This window comes from Pedobacter suwonensis, from assembly GCF_044762335.1.
Lineage (GTDB): Bacteria > Bacteroidota > Bacteroidia > Sphingobacteriales > Sphingobacteriaceae > Pedobacter.
Window position 1 is genome coordinate 91207 of record NZ_JBIWEB010000013.1, and the last position, 16557, is coordinate 107763.

The following is a 16557-nucleotide window of genomic DNA, read 5'->3' on the forward strand; positions in this document are numbered from 1 at the left end:
TACTGTATTTAAAAAATCTGATTTAAATGTTCCTGGTACAATTTAAGTGCAGTCCTAATATCTGCATTCTTTTCTACATCATGAAAATGAATTCCTGGTATTTGTTCCATCCCGGTAAAGGCATTCATCCTGTGAAAACCGAACAAGACACCATCATCCACACTCGTTTCCTTAAAAAATTCTCCGGGCAAGGTAAATGCTTCCTTGGGCGCATTCCATGATGATGTAACCATGTATTTCCGGCCGAGCAACGTGCCACCGGTTCCATAATTGCGGGTTGGATGATCAGCTTTGCGTCCGTCACTATTGTAAATCCCATTTTTATGCCCTTCGGTAAATACCACATCGATGTATTTTTTAAACCCATGCGGCAACTGGAACCACCAGATTGGGGTGTGATAAATTACAGTGTCTGCCCAAACATACTTCGCTACTTCTTCTTTCGGATTATACTCATTATTAATATTGGTTGTTTTGATTTCAAATCCCTCTTGTAAAGAGAAGAAATCTGCAGTAGCATTGGCTACCGTTTCGTTAAATCTGCCACCGGAATGACCAAATTTTTGTCCGCCGTTGATGATGAATATTTTTGTCATTTTGTCTTTGCTATTTACTGACACAAAATTATCACAATATAAAGTATCATTAAAATAATTTAAATTATAGCTTTGTATTATAATTATAATAATTAATGGTTAACCTTGAGTGGTACAGAAGTTTTAAAGCGGTATATAAAACCGGAACATTGACTGGTGCAGCAGAAAGCCTTTTCATTTCTCAGCCCGGAGTAAGTTTACATTTGAGTTCGTTGGAAAGCTACGTGGGCTATAAGCTTTTCGAGCGGACGGCAAGGAGAATGATTCCTACGGAAAAAGGAAAGGTATTGTACAATTTTATTGTAGATCCTTTGACCAAACTCGAAGACGCAGAAAAGCATTTCCAGAAAAGTACGGAGAAACATACCCCAACCATTAGTGTAGGCATGTGTTTTGAAACTTTCCAGATTACGCTTGAGCAATATATCTCAACCCTGCCTTTCAATGTTATCATCCGTTTTGGGGAGTATCCAGAGATGTTAGATCAATTGGATAAAGGGATTTTAGACCTCATTATTACCCCTCAAAAAGGAAATTCGCCGAATATAGCGCATGAAGCTTTTTCTTCTGAAACCATTGTTTTGGTAGGTGGAATAGAAACCGATACGCGGTTTTTTGATACGCTGGTTAAAAATAAAGATGTTTCAGCAATGGAGACCTGGTTAAAACAGCAAAAATGGTATGGAACCGCGGGTGATATGGAGCATCTGTTACGTTTTTGGCAACTTAACTTTGGCAAACATGCCGATTTTAGACCAAACTACATTGTACCTAATCTCAATTCGATAGTACGTTGCTTATCAGCAGGAAAAGGCCTGGCTATTATTCCCGATTTTCTCTGCAAAAAAGAAGTTGAGGATGAAAAAATAAAGTTAATTTGGGAGGGCACTTCAAAGCTCACCAACACGTTGTACTTTGGCTGCAGAAAAAACACGCAATATGCGTCAGAAATTCACCTAATCAAAAACCTTTTTAAAGAGGTTATGGTTAGTATATAGTTTGTATTAAAGAAATTTTACTTAGTTCCTTTATTTTGAAACTTAAGTATAATAATTATTTTAGATCACTCCGTAAAAATTCAGAATGAGCCCGTCCAGTCCTTTTTTAAGTAATGATCAATTAGTAGAAGTTTTTAATTACACTCATACCGCGACCGCAATTCACATTGGCGAAACAGCCATCATACAGACTGCAAATGATGCAATGCTCAGAATTTGGGGTAAAGATAGGAGCGTAATCGGCAGATCGCTTGAAGATGCCCTGCCAGAATTAAAGGGGCAGCCTTTTATTGAGATGTTCAGGAAAGTTTGGCTGGAAGGCCTTGTGATTTCGGGGAAGGATACTGCTGCAGACCTGGTTATTGACGGGGAGTTAAAGACCTTTTATTTTGATTTTGAATACCGTGCTATCAAAAATGACGAAGGCAGGACCATCTGTATTCTACATACCGCGGTTGATGTAAGTGAGCGGGTATTAAGGCGTGAAGCCATAGAACGAGAGCAGGAGAAAGAAGAAGCCTTGCAGCGGGAACAGGTGCTAAACGAGGAGCTTGCGGCCACAGTAGAAGAACTCGCGGCAACCAATGAAGAACTGGTAGCCACAAACGAAGAGTTACAGGAAACACAGGAAACATTACATGCGTTAAATAACGAACTGGAATTAAGGGTTGCAGAAAGGTTTAACCAACTGTCTGAAAGCGAAAAACGCTTCAAAACCATGGCAGAGGGAACCGATATTTTCATCACTGTTGGTGATGAGTTTGGTAATGCGGTCTATTTTAACAAACCCTGGACAAACTTAACCGGTAGATCGATGGAGGCGCTGCTCGCCTTTGGCTGGGCTGACCTGATCCATCCCGAAGATCGTGACCGGTATCTAGATATTTATCTTTCAGCCCTTCGCGATAAAAAGCCGTTTACCGGAGAGTTTAGGGTCCTGACTCAAAAAGGCGATTACCGATGGCTGCTTACCAGTGGTCCACCACGTTTCCACGCCGATGGATCTTTTGCAGGTTATATCAGTTCGTGTATTGATATTACAGAAAGAAAATTAATCGAACTGGAGCGTTTAAATTTGAATAAACTCATCGAAGCCAGTTCAGAATTTATCGCTTTGATTGGTTTAGATATGTCTATCCAATACTTAAATCCTGCAGGATTAAGAAAGTTAGGTTGGGCAAACATTACCAACCGAAATATGCTTGAGGTTATTTTCCCTGCTGACAGCCCCACAGCTGAAGAACTTTTATCGGGAGTTTTACAAGGAATTGATTTTAAACAGGAAATCCGCTTCTGGAACGAAATAACAGGAAATCCTTTTTGGATTGAATGGAGTGGTTTTGCCATAAAAGATCAGGAAACAGGTCAAATAACGGCGATTGCTACGGTAAGTCCGGATATTACCGAACGAAAACTCCATCAGGAAGAGCTGCAGGATATCAACATCGAAATGGCAGCGGCAAATGAGGAATTGGCAGCAACCAATGAAGAACTCGCACAAACACATGAAGACCTGATTCAATATACCCAAAAATTAGCCGATAGCGAGGAACGGTTGCTTCAAGCCATTGATACCGGAAAAATGGGTACCTGGAGCATCGATCCTAAAACACTTGAAATTACGGTATCGGGATTTGTGAAAAGCCTGCTCGGCCTACCACTTGATGAGCCTGCTAAAACGAGCGACATTATGAGCGCAATCCATGCCGACTATCATAATGAATTGAAAAAGTCTTTTGCAAATGCATTAAACACTCATTCTTCAAGCGACAATGAATATCCGATAACCAATTTAACTACAGGCGAAGAAAAATGGATTAGGACAACAGGAAGGGTATTTGTAGATCAGCATGGCCATATAACAGAATATTCCGGACTCTTTATCGATATCACGGAGCAAAAATTGGATGAACTCAGAAAGAATGATTTCATCGGAATGGTTAGTCATGAACTAAAAACTCCATTAACAGCCATTAACGGCTTTGTACAGGTTTTGCAACGCAAGGCTAAAAAAGATGAAGACAATTATGCGATAGTGGCTTTGGAAAAAACAAACAGCCAGATCAGAAAAATGACAACCATGATCAACGGCTTCTTGAATGTATCGCGTTTGGAATCCAGCAAACTACTGATCGAAAAAACAAACTTTAATTTAGATGACCTGTTGAAAGAAACCATTGAGGAAACTTATATTTCACAATCTTCTCATCAGATTATCTTACACCCTACCTGTGGGGTCGACATTTATGCAGATAGGGATAAAATCGGCAACGTAATTTCTAACCTGATCAGTAACGGAATAAAATATTCCGACAATGGTACATCGATCGAAATAAGCTGTAATTTAAGTGACACAGAGGTTGAAGTTCAGATTAAAGATGAAGGCATAGGGATAAGGCCTGAAGACATTGAAAAACTTTTTGAACGTTATTACCGGGTACAGGGCAATCACACCATTTCGGGTTTTGGTATTGGGCTTTACCTAAGTGCAGAAATTGTAGAGAGGCATGGTGGCAGAATATGGGCTGAAAGTGAAGAAGGTAAGGGTTCGGTTTTCCATTTTACTTTGCCATTGAAGTAGGTGCTTTTTTACCGCGAAGGACGCGAAGGTTTTCGCAGAGGCGCAGCGTTTACAGAGTTGTCATTTTGAGTGAAACGAAGAATCTTTCTCTATAGGCTTGAAAGATTCTTCACTGCGTTCAGATGATATGGTGTATTTCTTGCCGACAAAAATTTAACAGATTTCTAACCCGTTTAAAATCTCTTCATCAACCAGATTTGGCAAAGTAATCTTCAAATTAGCCGTTCGTGCCATCTCACGTTCAATAGCAAAGCGGGCTTCTTTATTACGGGCCCAGCTCCTTCTGGCAATTCCATTGTTTACATCGTAAAAGAGCATGTTCTGCAATTTTTCGGCAGCCTGTTCGGTTCCATCCAGTACCAACCCAAAACCGCCGTTTATTACTTCGCCCCAGCCTACACCGCCGCCATTATGGATCGAAACCCAGGTGGCACCCCTAAAGCTGTCGCCAATCACGTTATGAATGGCCATATCGGCCGTAAACCTGCTTCCGTCGTAGATATTGCTGGTTTCGCGAAAAGGCGAATCCGTTCCGCTTACATCGTGATGATCTCTTCCCAAAATTACGGGCGCTGATAATTTACCTGTTTTAATGGCCTCATTAAATCTCAACGCAATTTTTGCTCTGCCTTCAGCATCGGCATATAAAATTCGGGCTTTTGAACCGACTACTAACCTGTTTGCTTTGGCGGCAGTAATCCAGTTGATATTATCCTGCAATTGTCGTTGTATTTCTTCCGGAGCATTTCGCTTTAGCTCTTCCATTACTTCTTGAGCCATACAGTCAGTTAAATCCAGATCCTTTTCATTTCCTGAAGTACAAACCCATCTAAACGGGCCAAAGCCATAATCGAAACAAAGGGGACCTAAAATATCTTCCACATAGGATGGATACCTGAAATCTATACCATTTGGAGCCATTACATCGGCACCTGCCCTGTTGCACTCCAACAAAAAGGCATTTCCATAGTCAAAAAAATAAGTTCCTTTAGCTGTATGGTTGTTAATGCTTTTTGCCTGTCTTTTTAACGATTCCTGTACATAAACTCTAAATTGATCCGGCGCTTCAGCCATCATTTCATTAGCCTTGGTAAAGTTGAAACCTACCGGATAATACCCCCCGGCGTATGGATTATGCAGCGAAGTTTGGTCAGAACCGATCGCAACTTCAATATTATCCTGATCAAAGCGTTCCCAAACATCCACTACATTACCAATATAAGTCAATGAAACCGCTTGTTTTTCGTTTTGGGCCAATAGAACCCTTTTCACCAGTTCATCCAAATGTTCAAAAAGCTCATCTACCCAGCCTTGTTGATGTCTTTTAATTGCGGCCTTTGGGTTGACTTCGGCACACACTGTGATACAACCAACAATATTCCCGGCTTTGGTTTGGGCTCCGCTCATGCCGCCCAAACCGGCCGTTAAAAAGATTTTACCTGCCACCTCTTTTCCAAAAAATCCCTGTTTACGGAAAGCATTCATTAGGGTAATGGCCGTACCATGTACAATACCCTGAGGACCGATATACATATATGAACCCGCAGTCATTTGACCATATTGCGTAACCCCCAAGGCATTAAACTTTTCAAAATCTTCCGGTGAGGAATAATTAGGAATCATCATGCCATTCGTCACCACAACACGGGGCGCCGCGGCATTAGATGGAAATAACCCCTGCGGATGCCCACTATAGATATTAAGCGTTTGCTGATCGGTCATGGTGGCGAGGTACTGCATGGTTAAAAGATATTGGGCCCAGTTTTGGAACACGCTGCCATTACCCCCATAAGTAATCAACTCTTCAGGATGCTGCGCTATTGCCGGATCTAAGTTATTCTGGATCATAAGCATAATTGCGGCTGCATGTAGTGTACGGTAGGGATATTCGCTTATTGGTCTGGCGTAAATGGCATAATCGGGCATAAAACGATACATATAAATATGCCCGTAACTTTCCAGCTCGCCCAAAAAGTCCTGTGCCAGTTCCAGATGCCATGCCTCTGGAAAATAACGTAAAGCATTTTTAATGCTTAGCTTTTTCTCTTCAGTATTTAAGACAGCTCTCCTTACGGGAGCATGGTTCAATACCGGATTCCGATTCTTTTTTGCTGGCAAGGTAGCAGGAATACCAGCTAATAGCTGTGCTTTAAAATCCATAATCTGAAAATTAAATTGTTAATTCAATATAGATGCGTCTTTATTGGCAATGGCTACAATTTTACCCTTCTGCACCATTTCGATGGCATTTTCCATCCTATCATACATGATTTGGTCTTCTTCAAAATGATCAATTTCAGCACGCACGAAATCATGTACCGCAGCCAATATTTTACCAGGCTTTAGTGGATCGTGGTAGTCAACAGCCTGTGCAGCACAAAATAATTCTATACCCAAAATTTTCTCCACGTTCTCGATCACCTGAAGCGCTTTACGTCCGCTGATCGAACCCATACTCACGTGATCCTCCTGACCTAAAGAAGTTGGGATGCTATCCGCACTGGCCGGGAAACAGAGACCTTTATTCTCGCTGGCCAAAGCTGCGGAAGTATATTGGACAATCATGAAACCCGAATTTAATCCGGTCTCTTTCATCAGCAATTTCGGCACACCGGGAGTATTTCCCTCAAGCGAGAGATAAATTCTCCGGTCGCTTATATTTCCGATTTCAGCAGCAGCTAAACAAGCATAATCAAGCGGTAAAGCCAATGGCTGACCATGAAAATTGCCTCCACTAATCGTTAAATCATCATTAAATATCACAGGGTTATCGGTTACCGAATTCAGTTCGATTTCTAAGGCCTCCTTTAAATGTAACCAGGCCGTTCTGGAAGCGCCGTGTACCTGCGGAATGCATCTTAAAGAATACGGATCCTGTACTTTAGCACAGTCGGCATGCGATTTCATAATTTCAGATCCCTCCAGGAGTTTGCGCACCTGTTCTGCCACGAAAATATTTGCAGGATATGGCCTCAGCTCATGGAGCTCTGCATGAAAAGGTTTTTGTGAGCCCTGTAAGCCCTCAATCATCATTGCCGCTATAATATCTGCTGATGCCAGCACATTCTCTAAACGTTGCACTACTTTAACGGCATGCGCAGCAATAAACTGTGTACCATTAATTAAAGCCAGGCCTTCTTTGGGTCCTAATTGTAAAGGCTGCATCTGGTGTTCCTTTAAAAGTTCAGCTGTAGCTTTAGTTTCTCCTTTATAATGAACCTTACCCAAACCAATCAAAGGCAAAAAGAGATGAGAAAGAGGGGCAAGATCGCCCGAAGCACCAACAGAGCCTTGCTTGGGAACTAGAGGTATGGCACCGGTTTCCAGAAACCAGATCATTCGTTCAAGCGTTTCGATCTTAATGCCCGAACAACCTTGAGCCAGTGCTTGTAATTTTAATACCAGCATTAGCTTTGATATTTCATCATCTATCGGTTCACCAACACCCACAGCATGGCTTTTCAGGATATTTTCCTGTAGCTTTCGCGTATTAACAGCCGAGATCATGGAAGTACAAAGCGGACCAAAACCTGTATTGATACCATAAACAGCCTGCCCGGAACCCGCAATCCGCTCAACCACTTCGCTGCTTTTAAGCACTCTCTCCTTTGTGCTTTCGCTTAATATGCCTTTTACCTCACCCTTACTGATGGCTAAAGCCAATTTAGCGGTTAAATGATCGGTTCCATAATTAAAAATCTCTTGTTGGGTCATAACGATGAAGGCTTTAAACAAAAATAAGCGCTATATTTGATACCTATAAATACCAATTACATCATCATGTAATAACCATGAGTTATCAGATAGAGCTTAGGCATTTGAAATATTTTCAGGTTTTGGCTGAGGAACTGAAGTTTAGAAAGGCTGCAGACCGCTTATTTATTTCGCAACCTGGACTAAGCCGGCAGATTAAGCAAATGGAAGAGATTTTTAATGCACCGCTATTTGACCGGAACAAGAAAAAAGTAACCCTAACCGAAGCAGGTGTTTACCTTAAAGCGGAGGTAGATTTTCTATTCAGCCATATCGAAAACATTAAAAAACAGATCAGCAATATTAATGAGGGTAAACAGGGCGAACTTCGCATCGGCTTTTTAGGGTCTGCAGCGCAAAAAATTGTTCCTGAAGTGATTTTTAAACTGAACAAAGATTTTCCGGAAATCAGCACTAATCTGGATGAAATGCCCAACAAGTTACAGATCGAATTACTGGAAAAAGATATGCTCGACATCGGTTTTGTAAGAATGCAGCAGTTTAATCCTGGCACTTCTAAACACATGATCCATCAGGATACCTTTTCGCTGGTATTGCCTAAGAGTCACCCGATGAAAAAGGCCAGTTCCGAAGCGGTAAAAAAGCTGGGCGATGAACCTTTTATCTTTTTCTCGAGTGACGATAGTCCATTTTATTACGACCTGATGATGAGCATTTGCGAAGATCATGGCTTTAAACCTAAAACCTATCATAAATCGGTTAATGCGTTAACCATTTTCAAACTGGTAGAAGAAGGTTTGGGTATCGCCATTGTGCCTACCGGCCTGCAATATGGCTACCAGGAAAACGTAAAATTTGTAGAACTCACCCATATTCCGCAGCGGACAGAGCTGTATATGATCTGGAAAGAATCTAACCGAAACCCTGCTTTAAAAAATGTGATTAAATTGCTGTTGAAAGATAATACTTAGCTATTTCTGCGTCAATATCTTATGCTTCAACATTACTCTTTTTAAACCTAAGCCTTCCCTACTATAAACAAGTTTCGTTTTCTTAAAGTGGCCACCCTCATCCTCAGTCATCCATATAAAACTATTGTCTAAATCCAGATCTTTGGTTTCAATGAGCGTAGGAAAGTACGGCTTTAACAAGCTTAACATTAGGGTAATGATTTCGTTTTCATAAACCCGGTAAATTCTAAACTTTTCTGTATTAAAAACTAAAAATATTTGAAATAACATTTGATAAAACCAGGATTTCCTGGTTAGTTCATATTGTACTGGCTTATTAAAGTAAGTAAATAGTTTATGCTTATTAAAACTTCGATTATAGAAAATAATGATGTCATCAATTGAATCAATAGCAATTTTCTCCTTTAAAAAGAATGTTTGAATAATCAGCTCGTTATTTTCTAAATAGATTTTATAAAACATATTTTACAATATAAATTATCTTATTAAAAGTGCTTCCAAAGTCTTATTATTTAAGTTCGATACCAGAAATAAAAAGTTAAGGGCCTATTTTAAGAAAAAGATAAAACAACCTTTCTTTTATCATCTGATAATTTCGAGTTTATTGGTACCTGCTGGTTTGTGAAGATAAAAGGTGTGAGATTTTGGCACCATACTTTTAGCAGTCTTAGAAATCAGCGGAGCATATCCGAATGTAAGTGTATCTGCACATACCAAAGTTACCACTCTCCCATCTCCAAAAAATTTTAATTCTGCTTTTGTACAGGGATATATAAAATTTCTTTTTTCAGCAGCATAATCAATCATATTCTTGGTAAGCTGATTTTCAATCTCTTTGTCCAAGGGTTTTGATGCTGCTTCTTCATCAATTTCAGTTCTTACTAATGAAAGAAATTTATTTCTATCACCCTCTTCCAATACCTTTTTGTAATTGTTATAAAATTCATCAACTTCTTTGCGAAGGTTTGGATCGTTATTTAACTTTTTACTTTTGCTCCAGCCCAAAATTTTCCAGTTAACATCTTTCTCATCAACTACAAACGACGTTTTATACGCTGGATATGCGTTAATACAAGCTATCTATCGGATAATTTCAAAAGAATTTTTGCCTTTAGGCAGATGAATGTAGAAAGGAAACCCAAATTCTTCATTCGTCTCCTTTTTTAGATAAAAAATAACAGGTGATGTATTCTCCCTAACTAAATTCACTATTCTATTTTTCGCATACCAAGATATCTGTGGCGTTTCAGGAAAATCCTGCATGATATAGCCCTCAGCTTCCAGCATCTTAAAGATATTATTTAATCCAGCTATATTATCTTCGTCGAGGTACATGGATGCATCTGTTTCTTCATATCTTTTTTTTAAGAGCAAGGTAAGACTGTTTACATCCTTATCTTTAAAAAGTGTATAAATACGGCGGTAATAGTTATGTATCCGTTCAAGAGCAGCTTCATTTTTAATATCGATTATACCGGCATCACTCCAGCCTATTAACCGGTAGGGTACTTCTGCCTTAAATTCGCCTGTTGATTCTAACATCGGTAATGTATCCCTTTTAGCCTTTGGCATTTTATACTCATATACGGTTGTCAGCTGCTCCTGATCCATTGTAGAAGCATCAAGGTATTGGATTTTGATAATGGCTTCGGCTTCATGATGTATGGTTTGTGAATTTTTTAAAGGTTTGAACCTCACTTTAACCTGCTGTACACCACTGCTTAGGATAAAATGGTTAATAGGATAATTTGAGTAAATGCCTCCCCCATCGTTATAAGAAAAGGCAAGCACATCATTGATCAAAATATCAAAATTTGCTAGTGAGACATTAAAGTCTACTAAGTAATAAGGTTCTTTCATCATTAGTAATTTATGTACAAACTAACTATTAGTCTTTGTTCGTCGGATACCCAAATTGGGTGATCCACTATTTTTTAAAAAGGTGGGCAAAGGGACTATCATATTCTTTTAATAGTGGTTTTGCATATTCTTGAACAATGTGGTCCATATAAGCTCGTTTGGTTACAATCTTAACAGACATATTGAGATTTGCATTTGTCGGATCTATTGTTATGTGGGTAAGTATATCATTTTTGCTCCAAAAAAACTGCTGAGGATATTGTGTTGACTTATTATCAAATTCATCTGCTACCTCCTTTACATAGCGTGGTAATGCATTTTTTAAAACATTAGCGGTTTCGCTATCTGAGCCTATGAATTTTCTTGTATCATAGGAAATCGAATCGGGGGCGCCGTAAGTTTTAAGCAAATCTTTAAGCAAACTTACAGCATCTCTGTTATCTGGATGCACGCTTATAAAGCTCACTAAACCATTATAGGTCACAACTTTGGTTTCTAAAACATCTGCAATTTTAGCCTTATAGAAAGTTATGTTTTTTTTACCTGCAAAATAATAATATACTACTTTTTCGCCTTTATCAACTAGTTGAACACCATTTTCTGTTGGCATTTCAAAACGTCCACGCTGTTCTTTGATATTATCGGTAAAAGCTGAAAGATCAATATTTGGCTTTTGACCTACTATAAGATCTTTTAAATCGATTTTCTTTTGACTACAACTCCACAGAGCCAAACAAAATAAAATGACCGTATTTTTTTTCATAAATAAAAATTAAATTAGATAATGCTTTTTAAAATTAACCTCATCCTTTTCTACAAGCACTGCTTCTCCATCATAACTGAAAGTTCGCTTAATAAAGCCAAACTTAATAGTTGTCGCAGCAACAAAAGTTGCTTTGATCCCTCCAAATTCTGCTACAGGAGCAACATATACACCATCATTATCTGCGCCAACTTTTACACCACCAGTAACACTGGTTTTAGCATCAGCCTTTAAAATTCCTGAAATACCCATACTTGCTGTTTCGGCTTTTGCAGTAGCTTTAAATTCAATACTCACTTTTATTTCGCCAGTGATTTTTACTTCACCAGTTGTTTCTTTTGGAAACCGGATATTAATTATCGTCTTGCCCGAAACGTTAATTGCACCGCCAAGTGTTACTATAAACGTAATTTTGACATATTTGTTCATTTTATCTTTTACCCATGCCAGCACTTCTCCAGCTCCCGGGCATATTGCATTACCACCATATTTAAGCACAATATCTATGAGATCGATACTTATATCTGCCTCAATCAAAGGACTAGTATCTGCTCCAATCTCAACGATCTCGCCGACGACACGATTTGCTTTTTTAAGGTACCACTGAGCAGAAACGGCCAAAACAGGTGCTTTAACTTCAAACATAAAACGTCCTTTGGCTAAACTGGAATTTGATACACGATCAGCCATCTGCTTAACCTGATTGATAACTTTCAATGTTTTTGCAATACGCTCTGCCCACTCCTTCCCAAATTCTATCTTCTGTTTGCTGCCACTTGCCGAAGTCCATTCTCCTATTAGAGATAACTCAAACTTTTGCGCCATTTCCCCGTATCGTTTAGACCACTCTGCATCAATAGCAGAACCAATGGCTTTATCTTGGGCATTTTTTAACTCATAACCGTATAGTTTATTACCATATGAATAGGCGAAAGGCTGCGTATGAGACCATTTAAATTCTAACGTCCATTTAATGTCTGAGTAAACATGTATGGCAAGTGTTGCGTTATTTAACACAGAATAATATCTGCAGGTATGAATATGAACGGAATAGATATTCATTATACCATCCCGTCTCGGCCAGATATAATTCAAAGGTACAACGTTAAATTTACTCATTGTAGATACTGACGGCACCGTAATTTTACCTTCGCTTTCAGCATTTACATCAACATTGATCAACTTGATGGTTTTGCTATGTTTTTTGCGTTCGAAACAAGCTTTGGTATCAAAATTTATTGGTTCTATTGTAATTTTTTTGGGTTTATTGCCCGCTATTGTTTCGTAAATAATAGTTTCGGCATTATGACCGTAATATTCAAATGCAATATCTACCCGTCTGTTATTTACGTATTCGTATTCATTTTTATATTTGATATTATCCCGACCCATTTTATCATCAGTAGGACTAACCTCTCCATGGCCAGTGGTTTTAATCCGGTTAGCATCTAACTTTCCCTTTACAAAAAATTCCCTAACGGTTATTGCTCTATTCTGCGACAATACATTATTGTGATTTTGTTTCCCAATTACACAGGCAAAACCATCGAGATGAATGGTGCTATGACGATGCTCCAATAAAAACCTCAAAATGTTATTGAGCTGTTTTAAACTTTCAGGTAATAATTCTGTACTATCAAACTTAAAATGAATAGATTCAACTATTTTTTCTCTTCTATCGACAGTATTCTTAATTCCTTTTCCATTATCAAAAATAAGTTCAGGTTTCCCTCCCTCTTCGGTTAAAAGGATCTGCTCAAACTTACATAATTCAAACCTTGCTTCATTTTTATCCGGTTGGTAAATGGTAACAGGTGTTCTGTTTTGAGGCTTTTCCACTACCTGCGATTTCACCTTGTCTTTTATCCTTAAAAAACGGGCATGGGCCGTATCGGGTTCCTTTCTGGTATCTTCAATATATTTACCAGTTACCGGATGTACCACACGAACATAAAATTCCTCCACTTCAGCCCTGTCGTTCATAGACTGGTACCATGAATAAGTATTAGGAATTTTCAAATTAATTTCGCCATTAATTACACTAACCCTGTAAATTTTACGGGTTACTTCATCATCTTTTGGCCATAAACCCATTGCCGACCTCAACCTTCTGAAAACCCTTAGTTCTACGTTGTCATAGCCGTTTAAACCTTCGGTGAAAAGCCGGAGCCAAATAAGTTCTCCATAAGAAAACTGGTAAGTTTTGCGTACATCAGGTCCGCCTTCATTCTGGCTCCATCTACTGTCTACTATTTTTGCCGGTGATTCGCCCCTGACTTTCAGCCCTGATTTGCCATCAAAGTTTCCACTCCAGCTTGCTTCAACATACCATAAATAAGGACCGCAGAGTTTTCTGGGAATTTTAAAGCCATATTTAAAATGGCTGGGAATTGTTTTTTGAAAATCAATAACTCCTTTTTGATTAAAAATTCCCCATTTTATATCTTTCTTTTTATCCTGCTCTGTTGTTCCAGCCTCCCATTCGCCAATTTTAAACCAAATACGCTCACTAGGGGCTACTACCATTAACTGACCGGGTATAGATCCTTTCTTGGCATTATATACTTTACCTTCGCCGGTCCAAACAATTTTCTTTATTCCCTTTGCCATAAGTTATGCTTTAACACTCGCTTCTAAACCGTTAAAATTATCTGCAGATTCATTTAAAGATTCTGACAAAGGGTTGAGCTGTGATTGTACATCTTTATTTGCATTATCAAAGTTCTGTTTTGAGGCCTCTGCCTTTTGACCGTGTTGGATAATCTCAATGCAATCGGCGCCTCCTATCGGACAGGTCGCTTTACTATCTTCGAGCAAAATTTTCCCACCATTTGTCAATACCGTATCTTCATAAAAACCCGACCATTTCGTTACTATTGCATTGCATGGTTTGTTGTTCATTTTTGAGCAAGATCCGAACATGTTTTTCTCAAAAGTAGAACCGATATCCATAGTGGTAGCGATCATTTTTTGACTTCCGTCTTTATCATTGGCATATTCTTTAGTATGCGTCAGCACCTTTAACTTATCTGGAGCTGATCCAAATTTGCACAAACATTGCGCACCTTGAACTACTACATGTTTCTCTGCCATCTTTACTTATTTAATATGCGATTCCAAAACTTCTTTTTAGTATAGCCGTCAATGATAACCATTTCTGTTACCGGAATACCTTTAACATGACGATCAAGCTCAAAATCGTGGTCAAATTCCTGCCCTTTTTCTGGAATAAGTGTTATTTTCACTTTTACTTTCTTCTGTTCATAACTAAAATCAGAAACAACCGACAGGATCCGCTTAAATTTAGGATGTAAAAGATAATATCCCTCGTAATTTCCTTCTTTGCTACTGGCTATAGCCATTTCATCGGCTACAGACATTACCTTACCATTGTGCGTTAGTTCTATTGCACCAAAATGGTTAGTCTCGCTGCTTATTTTCTCTTGAGTTAAATAACCCTCTACAATAAAATCTCTTGCTATCGGAAACTTAAACAAGCTTTCTGTAGCATAGTTGGGTCCATATTCTTTATAAATAGGTTTAAAAAAAGTATGTACAAACCAATCGTTATTATAAAACGCAAGGGTAATTTGATCAGGATTGGAAAGCTGTTTTTCCATACGGCAGATATAATCATCTACCAGATGACCTTCAAAATTATCAAGCACGTTTTTTTTAACCAATTGCCATCTTTTTAAAATTTCATCATGGTTGTAAACGCTCTGGAAGCCTCCATTATAATCAACTGCTATCACCAAAGGATAAAATACTTTTCCCAGAGCATATGCCAACTTATCGGCTATGAGGTCAGGTGGTATTTCATTAATAAAAACGTCACTTATTCTTTCAATCTGAAACAACGGCTGCCCTGCATTACCTGGTTTTAGCCGAGTTACCCTTAATTCATACTTTACTTCATTAGCATTTTCCTCCCTTTCGTTGAAGGCGATCACAACACCATAATGTGCAGACAAATCGACAGGCCACTCTAAACGAAGCGCATTTACACCTGAGTAATATATTTTTTTATTTGAGATGTCCATATTGTCGCCGTTATAAACTGATTAGATTTAAAAGAAATGTTAATTAATTGAAGCAAATTCTAGCCGCAGATTACTTACATCAAATCATTTACATTTATTTTAATTGCTTTATTAACTTCTTTATCTCTAACTGAGATAGGTATAGCGATTTTACTTTTCCTATGTTTTTTTTATGAATATTCGTGATCAGTATTGTTTCTTTATTCTGACCTGTTTCTTCAACCTGATCGGTAATATTAAGCCGGTTATTTTTCAAAGGATTATAGATAACCTTTCTAGATAAAATCTGACGATCTTCTGTATTCCTATAAATATCCATTTTGATTGTGCTTGGGTTGATATAACTCATTTTCTTACTAAAATGAATTTCCTCTGCTGAGGTAGCTTCAACCGATAGCAGTTTGCCTTGGCTGTTGTATTGATATCTTGAATCCCAGGTATCTTTTAAGTCTGATTGGCTCCGCTGGGTTATAATTTTCGCATGCTGAATAATTTTACTCCATCTTGCCTTATTTTCAGACAATAAGATCGGATAAATATCAAGAATAGAATAATCCTCAAGATAGTCTTCTAAAAGATCAAATAAACCAATAACAGCATGTTTGGTATTTATTTCCTGTTTAGCCGAAGCATAAAACTTCGGATATAATAGATATTTATCTTGTTGATTGATGAGAACAACATGTTCAGTGTCAGAGAACTTAATTTGCAGCTTATTAAGGGTTTCTGCATCACCAAAAATAGGCGTAGCAGTTAAATAAAGGCCTTTACTATTACCTGTTAAAATATAAGCCGTGGCTTCCGAGATTACACCTTCAGCAATTTTATAAACAAAAAGACTGTCTTTTGAACTGTTTTGAAGGTATAATATTTTAGTGGTATCCCTTTCATTGCTTTGCTCAGATTTAACTTCTGTTACTCGCGTTAATAAAGTTCCATCATAGGAATTTTCTTTCTTCTGTGATTGCTGTGCAGTTACAGAAAAAACAATAAAAAAATGGAGTATAAATACTAATATAATATTATTCATA

General features: G+C 38.3%; 14 protein-coding genes. 3 read left to right on the forward strand and 11 right to left on the reverse strand.

Going from position 1 to position 16557, the window contains the following annotated elements; all coding sequences use genetic code 11:
- Window positions 1–8: 8 nt before the first annotated feature.
- Entirely contained in the window at window positions 9–596 is a 588-nt protein-coding gene (locus tag ACIQXP_RS18445) for an NAD(P)H-dependent oxidoreductase (protein WP_293742412.1), read from the reverse strand.
- A 95-nt stretch (window positions 597–691) separates the two neighbouring features.
- On the opposite strand from ACIQXP_RS18445, the gene ACIQXP_RS18450 reads away from it, so the two are divergent.
- Together ACIQXP_RS18450 and ACIQXP_RS18455 are read left to right on the forward strand one after the other, a co-directional pair.
- Entirely contained in the window at window positions 692–1594 is a 903-nt protein-coding gene (locus tag ACIQXP_RS18450) for a LysR family transcriptional regulator (RefSeq protein WP_293742411.1), read from the forward strand.
- 85 nt (window positions 1595–1679) lie between these two features.
- Window positions 1680–4175: a PAS domain S-box protein gene (locus tag ACIQXP_RS18455; RefSeq protein WP_293742410.1), complete on the forward strand. Its 2496-nt coding sequence runs from the start codon at window positions 1680–1682 to the stop codon at window positions 4173–4175.
- A gap of 153 nt (window positions 4176–4328) precedes the next feature.
- Here the strand turns inward: ACIQXP_RS18455 and ACIQXP_RS18460 are convergent, their stop codons facing one another.
- Both ACIQXP_RS18460 and hutH read right to left on the reverse strand, forming a co-directional pair.
- On the reverse strand, window positions 4329–6335 hold the full coding sequence (locus ACIQXP_RS18460) for a urocanate hydratase (protein WP_387506632.1): 2007 nt from the start codon (window positions 6333–6335) through the stop codon (window positions 4329–4331).
- Between the two features lie 18 nt (window positions 6336–6353).
- The gene (gene hutH / locus ACIQXP_RS18465; RefSeq protein WP_387506635.1) at window positions 6354–7889 is read right to left on the reverse strand and encodes a histidine ammonia-lyase; all 1536 of its coding nucleotides are present in this window, start codon (window positions 7887–7889) and stop codon (window positions 6354–6356) included.
- A 77-nt stretch (window positions 7890–7966) separates the two neighbouring features.
- On the opposite strand from hutH, the gene ACIQXP_RS18470 reads away from it, so the two are divergent.
- Window positions 7967–8860, forward strand: coding sequence for a LysR family transcriptional regulator (locus ACIQXP_RS18470; RefSeq protein ID WP_387506638.1), 894 nt, complete (start codon window positions 7967–7969; stop codon window positions 8858–8860).
- Here ACIQXP_RS18470 and ACIQXP_RS18475 read toward each other — a convergent pair whose 3' ends face one another.
- The 8 genes from ACIQXP_RS18475 to ACIQXP_RS18510 all read right to left on the reverse strand — a co-directional run bounded on the left by ACIQXP_RS18475 (window position 8861) and on the right by ACIQXP_RS18510 (window position 16556).
- Window positions 8861–9322 (reverse strand): hypothetical protein, encoded by a 462-nt coding sequence (locus ACIQXP_RS18475; protein WP_293742406.1) that lies wholly within the window; start codon window positions 9320–9322, stop codon window positions 8861–8863. It abuts the gene before it with no gap.
- Window positions 9323–9442: 120 nt separating this feature from the next.
- On the reverse strand, window positions 9443–9865 hold the full coding sequence (locus tag ACIQXP_RS18480; RefSeq protein WP_293742405.1) for a hypothetical protein: 423 nt from the start codon (window positions 9863–9865) through the stop codon (window positions 9443–9445).
- Between the two features lie 75 nt (window positions 9866–9940).
- Window positions 9941–10723, reverse strand: coding sequence for a hypothetical protein (locus ACIQXP_RS18485; protein ID WP_293742404.1), 783 nt, complete (start codon window positions 10721–10723; stop codon window positions 9941–9943).
- 64 nt (window positions 10724–10787) lie between these two features.
- The gene (locus ACIQXP_RS18490; protein ID WP_387506640.1) at window positions 10788–11483 is read right to left on the reverse strand and encodes a hypothetical protein; all 696 of its coding nucleotides are present in this window, start codon (window positions 11481–11483) and stop codon (window positions 10788–10790) included.
- Window positions 11484–11492: 9 nt separating this feature from the next.
- On the reverse strand, window positions 11493–14093 hold the full coding sequence (locus tag ACIQXP_RS18495; RefSeq protein WP_293742402.1) for an OmpA family protein: 2601 nt from the start codon (window positions 14091–14093) through the stop codon (window positions 11493–11495).
- 3 nt (window positions 14094–14096) lie between these two features.
- Window positions 14097–14576 (reverse strand): DUF4280 domain-containing protein, encoded by a 480-nt coding sequence (locus ACIQXP_RS18500; protein WP_293742401.1) that lies wholly within the window; start codon window positions 14574–14576, stop codon window positions 14097–14099.
- Window positions 14577–14578: 2 nt separating this feature from the next.
- Window positions 14579–15526 (reverse strand): hypothetical protein, encoded by a 948-nt coding sequence (locus ACIQXP_RS18505; protein ID WP_387506642.1) that lies wholly within the window; start codon window positions 15524–15526, stop codon window positions 14579–14581.
- Window positions 15527–15620: 94 nt separating this feature from the next.
- Complete coding sequence (locus tag ACIQXP_RS18510; RefSeq protein ID WP_387506645.1) at window positions 15621–16556, reverse strand: hypothetical protein; 936 nt, start codon at window positions 16554–16556, stop codon at window positions 15621–15623.
- Window position 16557 lies beyond the last annotated feature (1 nt).